Origin of the sequence: Actinosynnema sp. NPDC050436 (assembly GCF_040655415.1) — a bacterium.
Taxonomy (GTDB): Bacteria; Actinomycetota; Actinomycetes; order Mycobacteriales; family Pseudonocardiaceae; genus Actinosynnema.
The window spans coordinates 143,572-161,861 of record NZ_JBFAJV010000001.1 but is presented as its reverse complement, the minus strand read 5'-3'; the positions used below and the strand labels follow the sequence as shown (position 1 = coordinate 161,861).

The 18,290-nt window shown below is 75.2% G+C and carries 18 protein-coding genes; 5 read left to right on the top strand and 13 right to left on the bottom strand.

Translation table 11 applies throughout. The annotated features are described in order from the left end of the window. Positions 1 to 74 precede the first annotated feature (74 nt). Genes AB0I60_RS00735 through AB0I60_RS00725 form a run of 3 tightly spaced genes read right to left on the bottom strand, consistent with a single transcriptional unit; the run spans position 75 to position 2,156 of the window. Positions 75 to 515 carry a MarR family transcriptional regulator gene (locus AB0I60_RS00735; protein WP_360724685.1) on the bottom strand — a complete coding sequence of 147 codons (441 nt, stop codon included), beginning with the start codon at positions 513 to 515 and terminating at the stop codon, positions 75 to 77. After that, complete coding sequence (locus AB0I60_RS00730; protein WP_360724683.1) at positions 512 to 1,333, bottom strand: alpha/beta hydrolase; 822 nt, start codon at positions 1,331 to 1,333, stop codon at positions 512 to 514. The genes AB0I60_RS00735 and AB0I60_RS00730 overlap by 4 nt, the downstream gene beginning before the upstream one ends. Then, positions 1,293 to 2,156 carry an amidase family protein gene (locus AB0I60_RS00725; RefSeq protein WP_360724681.1) on the bottom strand — a complete coding sequence of 288 codons (864 nt, stop codon included), beginning with the start codon at positions 2,154 to 2,156 and terminating at the stop codon, positions 1,293 to 1,295. The genes AB0I60_RS00730 and AB0I60_RS00725 overlap by 41 nt, the downstream gene beginning before the upstream one ends. 278 nt (positions 2,157 to 2,434) lie before the next feature. Here AB0I60_RS00725 and AB0I60_RS00720 point away from each other — a divergent pair, with 278 nt between their 5' ends. Together AB0I60_RS00720 and AB0I60_RS00715 are read left to right on the top strand one after the other, a co-directional pair. Next, complete coding sequence (locus AB0I60_RS00720; protein ID WP_360724679.1) at positions 2,435 to 2,926, top strand: hypothetical protein; 492 nt, start codon at positions 2,435 to 2,437, stop codon at positions 2,924 to 2,926. Positions 2,927 to 2,975: 49 nt separating this feature from the next. Beyond that, on the top strand, positions 2,976 to 3,407 hold the full coding sequence (locus AB0I60_RS00715) for a hypothetical protein (RefSeq protein WP_360724677.1): 432 nt from the start codon (positions 2,976 to 2,978) through the stop codon (positions 3,405 to 3,407). Positions 3,408 to 3,441: 34 nt separating this feature from the next. On the opposite strand, the gene AB0I60_RS00710 is transcribed toward AB0I60_RS00715, so the two are convergent. Next, positions 3,442 to 4,188 carry a phosphatase PAP2 family protein gene (locus AB0I60_RS00710; protein WP_360724675.1) on the bottom strand — a complete coding sequence of 249 codons (747 nt, stop codon included), beginning with the start codon at positions 4,186 to 4,188 and terminating at the stop codon, positions 3,442 to 3,444. Positions 4,189 to 4,377: 189 nt separating this feature from the next. On the opposite strand from AB0I60_RS00710, the gene AB0I60_RS00705 reads away from it, so the two are divergent. Next, on the top strand, positions 4,378 to 4,746 hold the full coding sequence (locus tag AB0I60_RS00705) for a hypothetical protein (RefSeq protein ID WP_360724673.1): 369 nt from the start codon (positions 4,378 to 4,380) through the stop codon (positions 4,744 to 4,746). A gap of 99 nt (positions 4,747 to 4,845) precedes the next feature. Here the strand turns inward: AB0I60_RS00705 and AB0I60_RS00700 are convergent, their stop codons facing one another. Beyond that, entirely contained in the window at positions 4,846 to 5,730 is an 885-nt protein-coding gene (locus tag AB0I60_RS00700) for an NAD(P)-binding domain-containing protein (protein WP_360724671.1), read from the bottom strand. Between the two features lie 49 nt (positions 5,731 to 5,779). Between AB0I60_RS00700 and AB0I60_RS00695 the strand changes: the two genes are divergently transcribed. Continuing rightward, a complete protein-coding gene (locus AB0I60_RS00695; RefSeq protein ID WP_360724669.1) occupies positions 5,780 to 6,181 on the top strand; it encodes a MerR family transcriptional regulator in 402 nt (133 codons plus the stop codon). 27 nt (positions 6,182 to 6,208) lie between these two features. On the opposite strand, the gene AB0I60_RS00690 is transcribed toward AB0I60_RS00695, so the two are convergent. From AB0I60_RS00690 to AB0I60_RS00680, 3 genes are all read right to left on the bottom strand, one after another. Beyond that, the gene (locus AB0I60_RS00690) at positions 6,209 to 7,006 is read right to left on the bottom strand and encodes a class I SAM-dependent methyltransferase (RefSeq protein WP_360724667.1); all 798 of its coding nucleotides are present in this window, start codon (positions 7,004 to 7,006) and stop codon (positions 6,209 to 6,211) included. Positions 7,007 to 7,016: 10 nt separating this feature from the next. Then, positions 7,017 to 7,526, bottom strand: a complete 510-nt coding sequence (locus AB0I60_RS00685; protein ID WP_360724665.1) for a hypothetical protein — start codon at positions 7,524 to 7,526, stop codon at positions 7,017 to 7,019. A 94-nt stretch (positions 7,527 to 7,620) separates the two neighbouring features. Continuing rightward, positions 7,621 to 8,604 (bottom strand): serine hydrolase domain-containing protein, encoded by a 984-nt coding sequence (locus AB0I60_RS00680; RefSeq protein ID WP_360724663.1) that lies wholly within the window; start codon positions 8,602 to 8,604, stop codon positions 7,621 to 7,623. Positions 8,605 to 9,015: 411 nt separating this feature from the next. Here AB0I60_RS00680 and AB0I60_RS00675 point away from each other — a divergent pair, with 411 nt between their 5' ends. After that, positions 9,016 to 9,687 carry a DUF1062 domain-containing protein gene (locus AB0I60_RS00675; protein ID WP_360724661.1) on the top strand — a complete coding sequence of 224 codons (672 nt, stop codon included), beginning with the start codon at positions 9,016 to 9,018 and terminating at the stop codon, positions 9,685 to 9,687. On the opposite strand, the gene AB0I60_RS00670 is transcribed toward AB0I60_RS00675, so the two are convergent. The 5 genes from AB0I60_RS00670 to AB0I60_RS00650 form a co-directional block, all read right to left on the bottom strand. Further along, positions 9,680 to 10,207 carry an SMI1/KNR4 family protein gene (locus AB0I60_RS00670; RefSeq protein WP_360724659.1) on the bottom strand — a complete coding sequence of 176 codons (528 nt, stop codon included), beginning with the start codon at positions 10,205 to 10,207 and terminating at the stop codon, positions 9,680 to 9,682. The two genes, AB0I60_RS00675 and AB0I60_RS00670, sit on opposite strands and share 8 nt — an antisense overlap. A gap of 658 nt (positions 10,208 to 10,865) precedes the next feature. Further along, complete coding sequence (locus tag AB0I60_RS00665; RefSeq protein ID WP_360724657.1) at positions 10,866 to 12,122, bottom strand: signal peptidase I; 1,257 nt, start codon at positions 12,120 to 12,122, stop codon at positions 10,866 to 10,868. A gap of 117 nt (positions 12,123 to 12,239) precedes the next feature. After that, a complete protein-coding gene (locus tag AB0I60_RS00660; protein WP_360724655.1) occupies positions 12,240 to 12,818 on the bottom strand; it encodes a hypothetical protein in 579 nt (192 codons plus the stop codon). Between the two features lie 213 nt (positions 12,819 to 13,031). Continuing rightward, a complete protein-coding gene (locus AB0I60_RS00655; protein WP_360724653.1) occupies positions 13,032 to 14,564 on the bottom strand; it encodes a bifunctional 3-(3-hydroxy-phenyl)propionate/3-hydroxycinnamic acid hydroxylase in 1,533 nt (510 codons plus the stop codon). 372 nt (positions 14,565 to 14,936) lie between these two features. After that, on the bottom strand, positions 14,937 to 17,963 hold the full coding sequence (locus AB0I60_RS00650) for a BTAD domain-containing putative transcriptional regulator (RefSeq protein ID WP_360724651.1): 3,027 nt from the start codon (positions 17,961 to 17,963) through the stop codon (positions 14,937 to 14,939). Positions 17,964 to 18,290 lie beyond the last annotated feature (327 nt).

Here is an 18,290-nt window from a genome sequence, read left to right as displayed (position 1 = left end):
AAGTGGGACGGACACGAGCTTTCCGCTCAGGTGCAAGGACGGCGCGGTTTTTCGCACACCGCATACGGAAGACGTCACCGCCGGCGTCGGCGCAGCATCTCGTCCCCGGCCTCGACATAGGACTGGAAGAACTCGGCCACCTCCGCGAGCCGGGTCCGGGCCCGCTCCGCCCCGGCGTGCCGCGACCCGTCCTGGAGCACGCGCACGAAGGACCGGGTGCGCTCGTGGCTGGCGGCGAGCAGTTGCTCGAACCCGCCCGACGCCTCGACCAGCAGGCGGCGGCTGCCCGGCTGCGGGATGGTGCGGGCCAGGCCCCAGGAGACCAGCTCGCGCACGGCCACGCTGACGGCCCCCTTGCTCAGGCCGAGGGCCGCGCCGAGGGCGTCGAGCGACGCCGGGTCGGCGTTGAGCAGCAGTTGCCCGTAGACGCGCCCGGTGGCCCGCGAGAGGTGCCACGACGTGAGCGTGTCGCCCATCGCCGTGACGAACGCGGCCCGCTCCTCGTCGTCCGTCATTCCGGTCGCCCTCCGCCCGCCGCCCACCCGTCGATGATGTCCCGGATCGCGCGGGACGTCGCTTCCGGCGCGTCGAGGGTGACGACGTGCCCGGCGTCGGGGACGACGTGCTCGCGCACGCCCTCGGCCCGCGCCCAGCGGGGCATGGCCGCCGCGATGTTGCCGGTGCGGTCGCGGTCGCCCCGGACGAGCCCCAGCGGTACGGGCGTGCAGTAGTCCGGGTCCGGGTCCACCAGGGCGGCGGTGGCCCGCCAGACGTCGAGGAAGACCCGCTTGGGGATGCGCGCGAAGGTCGCCTCGCACTCGGCGATCCCCTCCGGCGTCACCGCCGAGGCGCGCGCCATCATGCCCGGCAGGCGCGCGGCCGGGATCAGCGCCAGGGACGGGGCGGCGAGCGGGAGCAGGAACCGCTCGGCCGGCGTGAGGGGGCCGGCGTTCCAGGTGGCGTCGAGGACGATGAGCGCGTGCGCCCGGTCGGGGAGGCGGCGGACGAGCGCCTGCGAGAGGTTCCCGCCCAGCGAGTGCCCGACGAGGACCGGGCGGTCGAGGTCGAGGTGGTCCAGCAGGGCGACCAGGTCGTCCAGCGCCGAGGCGGCGGTGAACCGGGTGCCCGGCCCGAGGGTCGACGCGCCGTGCCCGCGCTGGTCCCAGGTGACCACCCGGTGGCCGGCCCCGTGCAGGTCCCGCGCCTGTGCGTCGAACATCCGGTGGTCCATGCCCGCCCCGTGGGTGAGCACGACCGGCCGCCGCTCGCCCGGCAGGTCGCCGTAGCGCAGCTCACCGCCGGCGCGGGGGAGCACCCGATCCAGATTTACCATTTTCCAAATCTAGCGCACATGGCCGTGGTCGTGCGCGCTGGTCCGTGCGGCCGGTCAGCGGGCCGTCGGCAGGTAGCGCGGGGCCTTGCGGGCGTGGGTGGCCTGCTCGTGGGCGTGGGCGTAGCCGAGGAGGTCGGGATCGGTGAAGCGGGTCGGTGCCGGGCACGTCCGCGCCCTCCGCCACGGTGGCGCCGAGGTCGCGCAGCTTCGCCACGGCCGCGTCGAACACCCGGTCGACGTCCGGGTCGAGGCCGGTGTGCCCCTTGCGCCACACGCCGATCCGCTTGCCTCGCAACGCGTCGCGCTTGAGCGCGGCACGGGGGTCCGCCGGCAGGGCGCCGGCGGCCGGGCGGACCACCGGACCGTCGCTGTCCGTGCCGATGGTCACCACGGCCAGGCTCGCCGCCGTGGCGGCGGCCGAACCGCTGGACGACCCGCACGGGCTCCGGTCCAGCACGCAGGGGTTGCGGGTCTGGCCGCCGGTCGCGCTCCGGCCCGCGATGGCGTCGGAACTCCGGAAGTTCCACCAGATCGACAGGTTCGCCTTCCCCGGCACCACCGCGCCGGCGTCCCGCAGCCGGGCGACCGGGAACGCGTCCCGCTCGGGCTTCGACGCCGCCAACGCCGTGGAGCCGGCCGTGGTCGGTTGCCGGTCGGCGGTGTCCATGTTCTCCCTCAGCCACGAGGAATGCCTCCGACCGGTCTGCGCGCGCCGCCGGGCGTCGCTCTGCCGTGCCGGCTCGACCGCGACCGGGTTGACCCGCACCACCGCGTCGACCTTCGGTTCGACCGCTGGATGCGGTTGGATCCACCATCCGTCCACTTCGGACTGGAGACGGGTCGGTCAGCCCTGGGGAAACGGCAGGAGCGGACCGCAGTCGCTGACCATGTCGCCCGGACCCGACTGCGGGCACGCCCTGCACCACTCCCTCCCGCGCAGACCGCACGCCCACGGCCCGTGCAACCGGGCGTGGTCCACCGGGGTCGTGACGCGGGTCACCCGACAGGTGCGGGCGGCCCGCCGCCCCGTTTGAAGACGTCCGTTCGGGGTAGACCCGGCCGACAGCGGTTCGAGCGCGTTCACCCACCAGGAGGTGCCCCATGTCGCGTACCGACCTCCCGCGACCCGGAGCCGGGACGGCGTTGCGCTGCCACGCGTCCGACGTCGAGCTGACCCTGCGGTCCAAGCCGGTGCTGGTCGACTTCAGCGGCACCGGCACCCTCACGTCCAAGGCCGACGGGGGTGCCGCGCGGCTGTCCGGCCTGCGGCTGGTTGCCGACCTGCCCGACGCGGGCGGGCCGGAGGACGGCGGCACCGTGACCCTGGAACAGGGCGGGGACGGGTCGGACGGCGTGTCGACGGCAGATGGGGGCGACCTTGTCATCACGCTCGACGCCGCCGTCGACCAGCCGGGCGGCACCGTCCGCGCCACCACCCGCGACGCGGCGAGGTTCAGCACCGCGCACGCACCCGGCCCGTCCGCGAGCGGCCGGTACGAGCTGGTGGAGCCGATCGAGCTGATCATGGCGGACGCACCCGAGGTGGTCGTCGCCCGGATCGACGAGCTCGTGCTGCACGGAGAACCCGCGTGAGCCGGACCCGGGCGACGCCCGCACCCCGGACGACCACCAGGAGGGAACAGTGACCAGCGACTTCGACACGCCCGACGCGCCCCAGGACACCGGGCCGCCGGACGCCGTGGAGACGGACCCGGCGGCGTTGAACAGCGCCGAGGACCTGGACGAGGACCGCCTCAAGCTCGACCCGCTGGAAGCGGGCATGGATCCGCCCGAGCACTGGTCCGGGGTGGACAAGTACGGGATGACGCCCTACGAGCAGTCCCACCCGCGCCCCCTGGCCGACAGGTTGGACGAGGAGCAGCCCGACGTCCAGCCCGCGAGCGGCGAACCGGCGGCGGGGGAGCAGAACCGCGACGACGTCGTCAGCCTCGACGCCCGGGACGCCTACGACGCGGAGGTCCACCGCGAAGCCGCCGAACGCGGTCAGCTCGCGGACGAGCCGGGCGGCTCGGTGGCCGAGTCGATGCGCACACCGGACGACGGGGGACGCTGACCCCGTCCCGTCCGGGTGCGTTCGGGAGTCCCGGTCAGGGCGGTGAGCACGGTGACGAGACGCTCGGCTGGGACATCCCGGCCGAGCGCTTCGCGACGACCAGACCGAAAGCGACCAGTGACACTCCGGCCAGGATGTCCAGGACGTAGTGGTGCCCGGTGACCAGCACGACGATCGCGGTGAGTGCGGGGAACGCCCATGCCGCCCAGGCGAGACGCGGTCGGTGCGCGCGCAGCGTGGACCACAGCGCGTACCCGCACCAGGTGGTCCAGGCGACGTGCATACTCGGCATGGCGGCCAACAGGTTCACCCCCGGCCGGGGCACGCGCGACTCGGCCGAGAACAGGATGTCGTACTCGGCCAGGTGGTCGACGATGCCGGGCTGGGCGAAGCGCGGGGGAGCCTCGGGGAACGCCCACACGAGCAGGACGTCCGCCAGCATCATCACCACCAGGGCCGTCCGCAGCCGGCCGTAGTGCTCCTTCTTGGTGAGGTAGAGCCAGATCAGGATGATCGGCACGGCCACCACGCTCAACCGGTAGAAGTACCCCGTCAGGTGGATGGCGACCGGGTGGCCGGTCATCGCCTGGTTGAGCGGTTGCTCGACCGCGATGCGCAGGAACCGCTCCAAACCCTGGACCAGCAGGGCGTTGTCGGTGGCGGCCGGGTCGCCCCGGTCGACCGCAGCACGGGCCAGGCCGAACGCGAAGTACCCGACGACCAGCAGCGGCGCTTCGACGTACCAGGCGAAACGCTTGTCTCGAAAGGATAAGTGCGGCACGCGCCCCCACGGTACGCGGGCCGTGCCACCGACCGGCCGCCGGGCCCGCGCCGGTGGGCGCACCCGGCGGATTGCTGCGGACGGTGGCTACCCGCCCGCCGCGCCCGACCACAACAATCCCCGTGGCGCAACGGTTCCGAACCCGTGCGCTCTCGATTCACCGTCACGTGGAACCCCTCGGGAGGAACTGTGCAGGCAGGTCGGACACTCGCGGCGACCCTCGCTCTCCTGGCCCTCGGCGCGGTGCCGGGCACGGCGCACGCGGCACCCTCGGTCACCGTCGTCGAGGCGTACGGCAACGGCAGCGCCTGGGTGAAGTACACCTACTCGTGCGACCCGGGTTCCGCGACCACCGCAGGCGTGCTGGTGACGTCCACCAGCTCGGGGATCGCGAACTCCTACCCCGTGATCACCTGCGACGGCGTCACCCGCACCGCGATCAGCGGGACGACCTGCGTGACCAGTTGCAACTTCCGGCCCGGCACGGGCGTCCGGGTCACGGTGGGCGTGGCGGGCGTGCGCGAGGTCAAGAGCCTGGGCCTGCTGCCCCGTCCCTGACCGCGCGCCCGCCCACCGCCCCGGAGCCGGTGCGGTGGCTCGGACGCGGTGGCTCGGACGCGGTGGGTCGGACGCGGTGGGTCGGACGCGGTGGGTCGGTCAGTCCTGCCGGGGACGGCTGAACTCCTCGATCAGCACCGGGTACTGCTCCCCGGCGTGACCGGCCGCGATCGCGCGGTCGGCCAGCGCCTTGATCAGCTCCGGCAGCTCGGTGTTGACGCCCAGCGCGCGGCTCTCCTCGACCAGGTGCGCCATCGCCCGCACGTCGGTCTCCAGCGCGGACACCTCGGCCGGGAACTCGCCGCGATCGACCTGTGCGGCGTACCCGGGCAGCCAGTCGGCCACGCCGGCGGCGATCTGCCGGGCGAACGGCGCGTAGGTCGCGGCGTCCACCCCCGCCGTCCGCAGCATCGCGGTGCCGTGCAGCCAGGCGTTGAGGACGCTCCACATCATCGCCAGGCCGGCCACGTCGTACAGGGCCGCCAGGCCGTGGTCCGCGCCGAGGTGGGTGACGGTGCCGAGCGCGCCGAGCGTCGGCCGGTGCGCCTCGAAGTCCGCCGGCGGCCCGCTGTGCAGGACCACCGCCTCGGGGGTACCGATCGTGCTCGGCACGGCCATCACCGCGCCGTCGAGGTAGCGGGCACCGCGCTGCTGCGCCCACCGGGCGGTGTCGCGGGCCTGGGTCGAGTCGCCCGAGGTCAGGTTGACCAGGGTGGTGCCGGTCAGGTCGACGTCGTCGGCGTCGAGCAGGCCGTGCGCGGTCGGGTAGTCGGTGACGCAGACGACGGTCAGGGGACTGGCCCGCACGGCGTCGGCGACCGAGGGTGCCCACCGGGCGCCCTCGGCCAGCAGCTCGTCGGCCTTGGCGGCGGTGCGGTTCCACACGGTGGTGGGGTGCCCGGCCTTCAGGAACGCGCTGGCGAGCGCGCGCCCCATCAGCCCGAGCCCGATGACGGTCACGGGTGCGCTGGTCTCTTCGTCCATGGCACCATCGTGGACGTTGATACCGGTGTGAAGGTCAAGCGAGGTCGTCGTGCGGATCGGGGAACTGGGGCGTCGGACGGGTGTCGCCGCCCACCAGCTGCGGTACTACGAGGCCCAAGGGCTGCTGGAGCCGGACCGGAGCGCGAACGGCTACCGCGAGTACGACGACTCGGCCGTGGTGCGGGTCCGGCAGATCCGCCACCTGCTCGGTGCCGGTCTGTCCACCGAGGACATCGCCTACCTGCTGCCCTGCGCGGTCGGGGAGGCGCCGGAACTCCTCGGGTGCCCCGAGCTGCTGGCCGCGATGCGGTCCCGGATGCGGCGGCTGGACGACCAGCTCGCCGCTCTGGCGCGCTCCCGCGACGCCCTGGCCGACTACATCGACGCGGCCGAGCGGACGGGCCGCGACAGCTACCCGCCCTTCGACGGCACGGAGCGCGTCCCGGCGTGATCGCGGGCCGTGGCGCGTCCGGTGGCGTCACCGCCTCCGGACGCGCAGGACCCCGGTCAGCATCGGCAGGGTGAACTCGCCGCCGGCGGTCTCCGCGCGGCCGGCGAGGTAGGCGCGGATGCGCCCGAGCAGCGCCGCCCGCTCCGGTTCCGGCAGCACGAGCACCCCGGCGCGGGTGGCGAGCGTGGCCACGAGCGAGTCGGCGGTCCGGCGCTGCCCGTGCGGGAACTCGGCCTGCTCCGCCGACCTGAACCGGTCCGGGGCGCTCTCGTCGGGCGGGTTCGGGGCGCGGTCGCCGGCGGGCAGGTGCAGGTCGACCGTCGCCGCGCGCCAGCGGCGGACGGTGTCCCGTGGACCGATCGCCGCGTCACCGCCGACGCGTTCGAGCCCGGCGACCCACTCGACCCGGTCGTCCACGACGTTCCACAGCCCGGCCAGGGTCCCGCCGGGCGCGAGCACCCGGGCGATCTCGGGCCCGGCGACGGCCATGTCGAACCAGTGCAGGGCGTTGCCGGCCAGGACGACGTCGACGGACCCGTCCGGCAGCGGTATCTCCTCGGCCCGCCCCGGCAGCACGCGCACGCCCGGCACCGCGCGCCGGAGCTCGTCCACCATCGCCGGGTCGGGTTCGACGGCGGTGACGTCGACACCGAGCGCCACGAGCCCGCCGGTCAACTTCCCGGTCCCCGCCCCGAGGTCGAGCACCCGCACCCCGGGCGCGGATCCCACCGCCCACCGCACCGCCGCAGGCGCGTAGTCCGGCCGGTGCTCGGCGTACGCACCCGCCGCCGACCCGAACGAGGAGGCCAATCGCGCGTTGTCCACCCCATCGACCTTAATCAGGAGACGGGTCCGCCCGCACCGCACCGCCGGCCCGTGACTTCTCCGGGCAGTCCGCCTCGGTCCAGGTGGCGACCAGGTCCCGGCTGACGACGGTGAGCGATCCGCCGAGGAAGCCGATCTCGTGGCGGCACCCGTGGTCGTGGGGCAGGACCTCGTCCAGCGTGACCCCGCCGAAGCGGGTCCAGTCGGACCCCGGTTCCGCGTCGAGGCTGAGAGCGGTGACGCCGACGTAGCGGATGCCGAGGTCTTCCTCGTGCTTCCAGCAGTTGTGGCGGAAGCCGAGGTGCAGCCAGTCCTCGCCGGCGGTCGTGCCGCGCAGCAGCGTGCCGGGCGCGAGGTCCTTCACGCACCGCCCGCTGGAGAAGTCGTAGTGGTCCGGATCGGTGGCGAACGCCCGCGCGCCGGGCGGAAGCGCGCCGACCAGCGTGGGCAACAGCCTGAGGTAGGCACTGGGATCGAGGAAGTTGCCGGTCCCGGTCGCTTCCACTCGGACGTGTTCCATCCGCTGATCCAACACCCGGGCACCTCACCCGACCGCGCGGCCCGGCAGGGTCGGGCACGGCGGAGTCCTCGAGGTGCGCGCGGCAGAGCGCGGGTCATCCGCGTTCCCCGGTCACCTCCGCCAGCAGGGTGAAGCCGTGCTGGTCCACCGAAGCGGCGGTCGCCGAGAGCAGGACCACGCCGGTGCCGGCCGCGCGGTCGAGGCCGAGCCACGTGCGGAACCCGCCGGTACCGCCGTTGTGCCAGGTGACGAGCCGGCCCTTGCGCTCGATGGTGAGCCACCCGGCACCGATCCGGACCACCGGCCCGGTGAAGTCGGCCACCGGGTCCAGGGCCGCCACGCCGGGTGCCGAGCCGTCCAGCAGCGCGGCGGCGAAGCGGGCCGTGCTGCCGATCGTCGCGCGGATGCCGCCGGCCGGGCCCAGCGCCTCGCCGGTCCACGGCCGGCGGGAGCGGCCCGACCTGGTCCGGCCGACCAGGGCGCCGGGGCGCAGGTCGTCCGGGGTGGCCGGCGCGTACCACGGGTCGAGGTCGAGCGGGCCCGCGACCCGGTCCTGGAGCAGGGTTCGGAAGTCCGTGCCCGCCGCAGCGGCGAGCGCGTGGCCGAGCAGCTCGAAGCCGAGGTTCGAGTAGCGGGGGCGGGGCCGCTTGAGCCGCACCCCGCGCGCCTGGGTGACCAGCTCGTCGAGCGTGTCGCCGTAGGGGTTGGCGCCCTTGAGCCACAACGCCAGGGACCGCCGCAGGGTCGACGCCGACGCGGGCACGCTCGGCAGGCCCGAGCGGTGGGTGCCGAGCGACGCGAGCGTCACGCCCGCCGCCGGCACCGCGTCGAGCGGCAGCAGTTCGCCGAGCGTGGTCGACGGGCCGATCTCGCCGCGCTCCCGCGCGTCCGCGTAGAGCAGGCCGGTCACGCCCTTCGAGATCGAGCCCAGCTCGAAGTCCGCGTCGGGGGGAGCACCCACGGTCGCCATGACCGTCCCCCGGGGCGACAGGGTGGCCACGGCGAACACCGGGTGCCGCGCACCGAGACGTCCGACCAGCGTGCGCGCGAGCGCCTCGTCACCGTGCACGACCGTCACAACCGACCACCGGGCAACACCGCGACCTCCTTGCGCGTGAGGAGATCCGACCGTACGTGACGCGGCTCGGGCTCCACATGAGCCCTTCGGCCGGCCGCCGGGCGACTTTGGTCTTCCGCCCGCGCCCCGCCGAAAACCTGTTGCCCGGCGGGTCGCCCGTGCACATCATGACGGGCATGGGTCAGTGACCAGCAGCGCACGGGCGGGCCGAGGACGGGGTTCGAGCGACCCGTCTCCCCCTGACGTGCCTCCCGCAGCCCGCGCCCGGTGATCGGCGCGGGTTCCCCTCACACGGCGTGCTGTCCGACGTCGTGCCGGTCGGCGCGTTCCCACCGCGCCGACCGCTGTCACTGGACCCGTGGGGCGGTGCCGCGCGACGGCCCGCGCCCCCGTGAACCCTGGAGTCCGTCCGTGAACCAACCCCGAGGTGACCGCGCGCCCGCGCACGGTGGGCCGGGCATCGACCGGAAAGCGCTGTGGGTGGTCCGGGAGGTCGGCCTGCCCGCGATCGTCAAACCGTGCGTGGCGTGCCGGTCGACCCGCCACCACCCCACCGGCAAGTTCCGGGTGAACGCGAACGGCAAGCTGCTCGACGTCTGGATGCTCATCGGCTGCGAGACGTGCGACCGGACGTCGAAGATCCCCGTCCACGAGCGCGTCCACGTGCAGGCGCTGGACCACGAGCAGTTGCGGCTGTTCGAGGACAACGACCCGGCGGCGGTCCGCCGGATCGTCGTCGACGCGGCGGTGGCGGGCCGCACCGGCTACCGGCTCGACTGGGACGGCACCTGGGAGCTGGACACCGACCTGCCGTTCCCCGACCTGGCCGACCCGGAACCGCTCCGGGTCGTGGTCCGGTTCGAGCTCCCGGCTCCGGTCCGGGTCGGGAAGCTGCTCGCGGCCGGCTTCGGCCTGAGCCGGCCCGCCGTGCGGCGCCTGGTCGAGTCCGGCCGGATCGTGCTGCCGGCGGCGGTCGACGCGAAGGCCCGCGAGGACTTCACGTTCTTCGTCCTCGCCCCGCCACCGGACGACGTTCCGCCGGAGGACGACGTGGTGGGCCGCGAGGCCGGTGGGGTCAGCTGAACCAGTCCGCGCCCGAGACCCAGTGCGCCACCCACCCGGCGAAGCCCGACTTCCCGGTCGTGGTGCCGAACTCGGCACCGAACGGGACCGCGCCCTCGCCGGTGACGTACCAGACGTGCCCGCGATGGGGCCCGGTCACCACCAGGTGCCAGTAGATCCCGCAGCCGTCCGTGCCGAGCACCACCGACCCGTGGTCGTGCACCGGACCGATCAGGGGTTCGACCTCCGCCTCCGGGCGGGGGTCGTTCTCCCACACCCAGGTCGCGGTGAGCGGGAACGGCTCGGCGAGCACGCGCTCCGGGCGGCCCGCGCCCCAGTCGCGGGGCAGGTCGGCCAGTTCCACCACGCCGTACTCGGGCGGACCGGCCGGCACGCCGTCGGCCACCTCCGCGACGAACGTCCGGTAGGGCTCCGGCAGTTCGACGCCGTGCGCGGCCTCGAAGGCCCGCACGGCGTCCCAGCCCAGCGGGGCGCCGCCGCGCCCGTCGACAGCGGCGCGCAGGAGTGCGATCTCGTCCACGGCGCAATCCTCCACCACGCGGCACCCGGGCGGCGGACACGCCCGTCGTGCAAGCCCGCCGACGAGGTCGGAGTTCGAGGTGCTGCGCCCGCACGCGCCGGTGGCCGGTGAAGTAGGAGGTGGGCTTGCCGGGCGTGCCCAGCGGGCCGATGCGCCGGCCCTTGGCCACGGGGACCGGGGGCGTGCCGGGACCGATGCCCCGGAACTTCTCCTCGAACTGCACCGGGGCGGTCGAGTTCAGCCAGCGGTAGGTGTAGGGCAGCAGGATGCAGGGCACCGCCGTACCGCCGCCGTGGTCCTCGGTCGGTAGAACCTTTCGGAATGCTCCGAGCCGGCGAGCAGGGTCCGCTCGTCCATGGCGACGGTCCTGACCGCGATCTGCGTGCCGTCGGTCAGCTGGTCACCGATCATCGTGATCACGCAGTCGGCCGGCGCGACCCGCTCGTCGGCGAGCCACTCGTACCACTTCACGAGGAAGTCGCAGAGGTCCTCGACGGTCTTGCCGGCCCAGTCGTAGCGGACCCGCCCGGCGAGGTTGTCCGCCCAAGGCGCGGGTTCGACACACCACCAGGCGGAGGTGGCCGTTCGGACACTCCCCGGCGCCGCCCGCCTGCCGGGAACCGAGAGCCACCGGGTTCCCCACCCTGCTCCGGGCGGGTCAGCGGGCGTTGTAGTGCGCCTGGACCTGGGCGGCGGTGAGGGCTCGGGGGTAGAGGGCCACCTCGTCCAGCGTGCCCTTGTACGGCTTGTCCGCCGGCGCACCCTCCGGGCCGGCGAACGAGACCCGGGAGGCCGGCACGGACAGGCCCGGCACGCGCAGCGCCGCCGCCGGGCTCGCCTTGCCGTTGACGTACACCTGCGCGGTGCTCGCCGACACCACCACGGCGACGTGCTGCCACGCGCCGTTGGACAGGTAGCCCGACGCCAGGGCCAGCAATTGGCTAGACGAGTTCTGGAGCAGGCTGATCTCGCCGCCGCGCAGCACGATCCGGTAGGTCGCCGCGCCGCCGGCCGACACGAACTGGAACAGCGTGCTCTCCGACGAGGTGTAGTCGGCCTTGAGGAACGCTTCCCAGGTGAAGACGGACGGCGCGGTGCGGGCGGTCGTCGTGGTGAAGCCGAGGCCGGTGTTGGCGGGGAACGCGGCGGCCTTCGCGGTCGGATCGGAGGGCAGCGCCCCGGCCACGCCGTACTGGGGCGCACCCCGGTACTCGGCGTGGAAGCCGTTGCCCGACGAGTCCTGGGCGGTCGGGCCCGCCGTCTCGCCCAGGCGGTAGTAGTACTGGGGGCGGTCGGCCAGGACCGCCGCCGGGTAGCCGGCCAACGGCGCGGTTCGCCAGGTCGCGGCGGTCGCGGTGGTGTCGGTGAAGCCGGCCCGCGCCGTGGTCGCGGTGACCGCGACCAGCACCACCAGCGCGGTGCCGGCCGCCACGGCCCGCGTGGTGCTGCGCGGACCCGGGCCGAACGCGCCGGCCGTGAGCAGCGACAGCGCGCCGGCGGCGGCGACCAGCGGCAGCCACCGGCCCTCGCCGGCCCACGTGAGGGGGTAGCCGACCCACGGGACGCGCAGCCGGGCCAGGCCCAGCACGTCGTCGGGGGTCGCCGGGGTGGGGTCGGGGTCGGGGTTCGCGTCGCCCTTGGTGACCAGCGTCCCGTCCGTGTTCACCGTCTGCACCCGGTGCAGCAGTCGGCGGTCCTGCGGGCCCGGGTCGGTGAACAGCACGACCTGCCCGGCGGTGACCTCCTCGCCCCGGATCGGCGACGCCGCCACGACGTCACCGCGCTCGACGCGCGGCGACATCGAGCCGGACACCACGGCGGTGCTGTGCCAGCCGATCAGCGGCGGCAGCAGCGACCACAGCACGAGGCCGACCACGACCCCGAGCACCGCGCGGCACGCGGCCCGCACGACCACCGCCGGCCAGGTGCCGGCCGGCGGTCGCGCGGTGCCCTTGCGGTGCTGGATCGCTCGGCCCTCGCCTGGTCGTGGTCGGGTCAGGTCGTCGTCCGGTCAGGACGCGGGGGCTCGCCGTCAGGACGTGGTCTCGGCGGCCCAGGTGAAGGTGACGCCGGTGTTCTTGCCCATCAGGCCGGAGGTGTCCCCGGTCGGCGAGAAGTCGTAGGCGATGCGGAAGGTCTTGGCGACCGAACCGGGCGTCTGGTAACCGAGCACGCCGTTCGCGTACGAGCCGACCGCGTCGAACGCGGCCAGCGTCCCGGTCCACCGCGCGTTCTGGTCCGGCGTGAAGGACGCGCCGGAGCCGGTGCCGCGCTGGACGGTCAGGGTGATGTTCTGGGCCAGCGGCCCGGTCGGCTCGACCGGGGAGGTGGCGAACAGCCGGATGTCCGAGGGGTAGTCACCCGTGTAGGTGACGACCACGTCCTTGCTGTCGCCGGTGTTCGGCGCGAGCTTGTCGACCGCGAACACGGCCTTGCCCTCGTGGTCGTTGGTCAGGTCGATCGTGCCGGTGCTCCAGGAGTTCGACCCGGTCGAGGTCTGCGCGGTGAACGCGGCCTGCGACGCGACCAGCACGAGCACACCGGACAGCAGGATTCCCAGCGGTGCCGCCGCGTAGCGGACGACGGACTTGGCGCGCGTGGACTTGGTCATCACACTCATTTCCTCCGAGGACTGGCGTAACCAGGCTAAGGGGGTAGACGCGCGATGAACTCCTTTCGTACGGCAGGTCACGGGTGATGCGGAGCACCGTGACCCGGCGCACTGCGTCCCCACTTCCCTTGCAAGATCAGGACTTCACGCGTGCGCAAGATCCACTGTGGACTCTCAAGATCCACAGTGGACGCCGTGCGGGGATCCGGCCTGCTACCGCCGGGCGGCCTCGCCCGACGCCTCGGCACTGCCCGTCCAGGACACGGCCGGCCCGGTCCCTACGGCGTGTACGAACCGGTCCGGGCGCAGCACGACGACGTCCGCGCCGTGGGCGGCGAACCACGCGCACAGCGTGCCGTCCACGTCCTCGACGGTCGTGATGTCGCCCGCCGCGCCCGAGCCCGCCGGCACCACCCGCGCGAACCGGGCCACCGGACCCCGCCAGGTGAGCGCGGTCACCGCGTCCACCCCCGGCCCGACCACCGCGAACTCGGCACCCAGCACGTCGTCCAGCGGCACCCGCCTGCCCTCGACGGCGACGTCGGGCTGGGGGAACATCGTGCCCACCGTGCCCCGGTGGCCCGGCAGCGCGGGGCGGGGCTTGAACTCGAAGTGCCGGATCGCGCGCCGCACCCGGGGCACGGCCTGCACCGCGCGCAGCGCGACGTCCCGGGCGGCGGCGGCCACCCGGTTGCGGACCAGGAACACCCGGCCCAGCCGCACGCTGGTCAGCGCCATCTCCTCGGCGTGCGGGCGGCGCTCGGCCTCGTAGCCGTCCAGCAGCGCGTCCTCGGCGTCGCCGCGCAGCACCTGCGCGAGGCGCCACGTGAGGTTCGCCGCGTCCCGCAGGCCGCTGCACAGCCCCTGGCCGAGGAACGGCGGCATCTGGTGCGCGGCGTCGCCCAGCAGGAACACCCGGCCGTCGCGCCAGCGGTCCGCGACGAGGTGGTGGAACGCGTAGACGACGGCGCGGGTCACCGCGAACCGGTCGGGGTCCACGTAGGGCGCGACCAGGCGGCGGATCGCGGCGGGGCTCGTCATCGCCTCCGGGTCCTCGCCGTCGAGGAGCATGAACTCCAGCCGGTGGGTGCCGAACGCACCCGGTGACACGAACGCCGGACGCCGCCAGTCGCACACGAACCGGGTGGCGTCGACCCGGGTGCCGCCCGGCTGCACGTCACCGGAGACCGCGAGCCACCGCTCGGTGTCCGACGCGCCCCGGAGCGCGATGCCGGCGGCCACCCGGGTGGTGCTGCGCGCGCCGTCCGCGCCCAGCACGTACCGGGTGTCGACCTCGGTCGCCCGGCCGTCCTCGCGCAGGGTGACCGTCACGTGGTCGTCGTGCCCGGTCAGGCCGGTCACCTCGGTGTTGGTGCGCAGGGTGACGTGCGGGAACCGCGCCAGACCCCGCCGCAGCGCGGCCTCCAGCCGGGGCTGGTCGAAGAAGTGCAGCGGCTTCGCGCCCAGGCCGAAGTCGATCTCGTCCAACGCGATCTCCGCGAACACCCGTCCCCGCGCGTTGACGTACTCCGCCCGCCGGGGCGGGTAGGTGTCCCGCTCGACCTCCTCGCGCAGGCCGGCCTGCTGGAAGATGCGCAGCGCCTCGTCGTCGCAGGAGAAGGCGCGCGGCTGCCCGTGCGGCTCCGCGCTCCGCTCCACGACGAGGGTGCGCACGCCGCGCACGCCCAACAGGTTGGCGGTGAGCGCGCCGACCGGCCCGCACCCGATGACGACGGCCTCGTACATGGGACCCCCTGACGTTGTGGTGGCGGCCATCGCACCGCAGGGCTGTGGAAGTCGTGTGGAGGTCGTGTGGAGCCCGACCCGGCCGCCCCACCGCTCCCGCCCCACCCGCCCTCGGCCAACGCCACCCCGCCCCGCCCCGGCCCCACCCGCTCCGCTCGCCCCGCCCCGGCCGGCTCATCGGCCGCGCCTCGCCCAGTCCGCTCCGCCCGCCCGCTCATCGGCCGCGCCTCGCCCGGCCCAGCCCGTTCGCTCGGCCCGCCCGCTCCCGTCCAGCCCGCCCGCTCCCGCCCTGCCCGTTCGCCGCCCGGCCGGGTCGCCCGGTGGGCAAGGGCACCGCCCGGCCGGGACCCGGTCGGTCGAGGTGTCAGCCGGTCACGACAGCGGGTGGTCGGGGTGTCGGGGGAAGCGGGCCAGGAGCAGGTGGGCGCCCTGGGCCTCGGCCGTTGCCCGGCCGGTGGCCAGGTCCTGCGGGTGGGGCCCGGCCAGGCCGCGCACCCGGTGCAGTTCGGCGGCGAGGACCTGCTCGCCGACCTCCCGCGCGGTGGCCAGGCCCTCGTCGGCGAGTGCGGCGGCCCGCTCGTGGTGACCGGCGACCAGGTGGGCGTCGGCGACGGCCGCGATCGTGATCGTGCGGGTCGCGCGCAGCCCCGGGCGGTAGATGCCGTCGGCGGCGGCGCGCAGGGCCGCGAGCCTGGACGCGTCGCCCCGGCGCACGGCCGCCCACTCGGCGAAGAAGTCGCCGGTCGTGACGAAGTGCGTCATGTGGTTCTCGGCCCCGATGCGGCGGCACGTGCCGGCTGCCCGCTCGACGGCGTCCGCGTCGTGCTCCTGGAGCGCCGCCCAGCCCGCGAACAGCTCCGCGTTGGCCCGCCCGTACGGGTCGTCGGTGCGTTCGGCCAGGCTGCGCGCGGCGACCAGGTCCGGCCCGGCGTCCAGGCCGCGCAGCGACCGCACCAGGGCCCGGAACTCGTGCACGGCCAGGGTCGGCGTGCGGCCGGTCTGCCCGCGCAGCAGGCGTTCGTCGAGGTGGTCGAGAGCGGTCGTGAGCTGGTCCTCGGCCTCGGCGAGCCGGCCGGTGAAGTAGGCGGCGGCACCGAGCAGGTAGTGCGCGGCGGTCCTGGTGAGCGGGCCGCTGTCGAGTGCGCGCAACCGGGTGGCGAGGTCCGTCGCCAACGCGAAGTCGGCGCGGTTGCAGGCCAGCTCGCCCAGCGCCCACAGCGCGGTGTCCACGCCCGGGGCGTCGGGTGGCATCCGGCGGACCAGCAGGTGGTGGGCGGGTGCGGCGGCCTCGGCCACCGCGTCGCTGCCCACGCCGACCACGATCTGGAGCAGCGACATCCGGCGCAGGTGGGCCGCCAGCTCCTCGGCCGGGTCGGTGAGCAGGTCCGCCGCCCGGTCGAGGTGGGTGAGCGCGTCCTCGAACGCGAGGCGGCGGGTGGCGTCCTCGGCGGCTTCCAGCGTCCAGCGCAGGTGGTCGGCGCGGCGGTCCCGCGCGCGGCCGTAGTGGTGGGCCAGCTCGGCCGGGGTGAGCAGGTCTCCGGCGGTGTCGGCGAGGCGGGCGTGCAGGGCGGCCCGCCGGGTCGGGGACAGGTCCGCGTAGGCCGCCTCGGCGAACAGCGGGTGCCGGAACCCGACGACACCCGGCGCGGTCTCGGCGACCAGGTGGTCGGCGGCGGGCGACGGGGTGCCCACTGCGGCGACGTCGAGGTCGCGGCCGGCGACGCTGAGCAGGTCCAGGCAGTCGCGGGTGGCGTCGTCCAGGGCGTGCAGGCGGCGGCGGACGGTGTCGCGGACGCTCGCCGGCGGGTCGTCCGGCGAGGTGAGCAGCTCGGTGAGGAAGAACGGGTTGCCGCCGGTGCGGGTGACCAGCCGCTGCACGGCGTCGGCCGACGGTGCCGCGCCGGTGTGCTCGCGCACCAGCTCGGCCACCGCGCCCGGGTCGAGCCCGGCGGGCTGCACGCGGCGGTGCCCGGGGGAGCGCGCCACGTCGGCGAGCGCGGCGACCAGGCCGGGGTCGTGCTCGTAGGGGCGCAGCGTCACGAGCACCAGCGCGCGCGACGCCTCCACGGTGGGCGCGAGGTAGCGCAGGAGCAGCAGCGAGTCCGGGTCTGCGGCGTGCAGGTCGTCCAGCACGAGCACCAGGCCGGCGGGCGCGGCTGCCGCGTGCACCAGCGCGGTCACCGCGTCGTAGGCGCGGAACCGGGCGGTCGCGTCCACGCGGTCGGGGTGGTCCGCGGCGAGCGGTCCGAGGAAGCCGGCCAGGGCCGGGTCGTCGGCGTCCGGCGACAGCGCGCGCACCACCTGCGTCCACAGCCAGAACGGCGGCATCGGCCCGATGTCCGGGCACCGCGCCCACACGACCGGCGTGCCGGCCGCCGAGGCGCGCGCCCCGACGACCCGGGCCAGGCTGGTCTTCCCGATGCCCGCCTCGCCGACCAGCACCGCGAACCGCCCGCCGACCCGCCGGGCCGCGTCCAGCACGTCGTCGAGCAGCGCCAGTTCACGCGCCCGGCCCACGATCCGCACCCCGCTCGGCACGGTGACGCGCGCCTCGGGGCCTGCCGGCGCTTCCGGTGCGGGGTCGCGGTGGCGTGGTCCGGGTGCCGTCGGCACCTCGGGCGTGAGGCGGCGGTGGCGTGGTTCGGGGTCGTCCGGCACGTCTTGCGCGAGGATGCGGCGGTGCAGCGCGCGCAGCGGCTCGCCGGGCGTCACGCCGTGCTCGTCGCGCAGCACGCGCCGTCCCTCGTCGTAGACCGCCAGCGCCTCCGCCTGCCGCCCGGCGCGGTACAGGGCCAGCATCAGCCGGCCCCGCGCGGTCTCGCGCTCCGGGTGGTCGGTCACGAAGCGGCGCAGGTCGGGGAGGGCTTCGCGGTGCCGGCCCAGCGCCACGGCCGAGGTGAGCAGACCTTCCTCCGCCGCGAGCCGCGCCTCGGCCAGGCCGGCGACCTCGGCGCGCACGGCGGCCAGCCCGGTGGGCACGTCCCCGCGCCACAGGGCCAGCGCCGCGCGGTAGCGGTGCTCGGCCAGCGGGACGTCACCGGCCGCGAGCGCCGCCGCCGCGTCGTCGGCGAGGGCGGTGAAGCGGGCGGCGTCCACCGCGTCCGGCGGCACGACCAGCTCGTAGCCGCCGGGGCGACCGCGCAGCAGCCCGGCCGGTTCCCGGTGGCCCCGGCCGGGTTCGAGGACCCGCCGCAGACCGGCCACGTGCGTGCGCAGCGTCACGGCGGCACTGGCGGGCGGGCGACCGTCCCACAGGGCGTCGGCCAGCCAGTCGGTGGTGAGGAACCTGTTGCGGCGCAACAGCAGCAGTGCCAGCAGGTCGCGCTGTCGCGGTCCGCCGACGGGCAGCTCGACGCCGTCGCGCCACACCCGCAGCGGCCCCAGCACCCCGAACCGCACGACGTGGACCCCCGATGACCGGCCTGCCGGACGAGCGCGGCGGGAGCACCACCGGACGACGCCTGCGCCGGACCCGCGACCGTCCCGGGAGGACGCCGCCACCGGACGCGTCCACTTTACCCGGTGCCGATCACCGGTGTGGCCGGGCGACGAGTGGCCGGGTGGCGAGGAGCACCGGCCGGACCGGGAGCGGGCGGGGACGCGGGTGGACGACCCGCTCGGTGCCGGCGGTCACGCCGGAAGACGCGGAACGGGCGGCCCCCGGGGTGGGGAGCCGCCCGTCGGGGCCGTGCGGTAGGACGCCTACCTCGGCCCTCGCGGAACTGA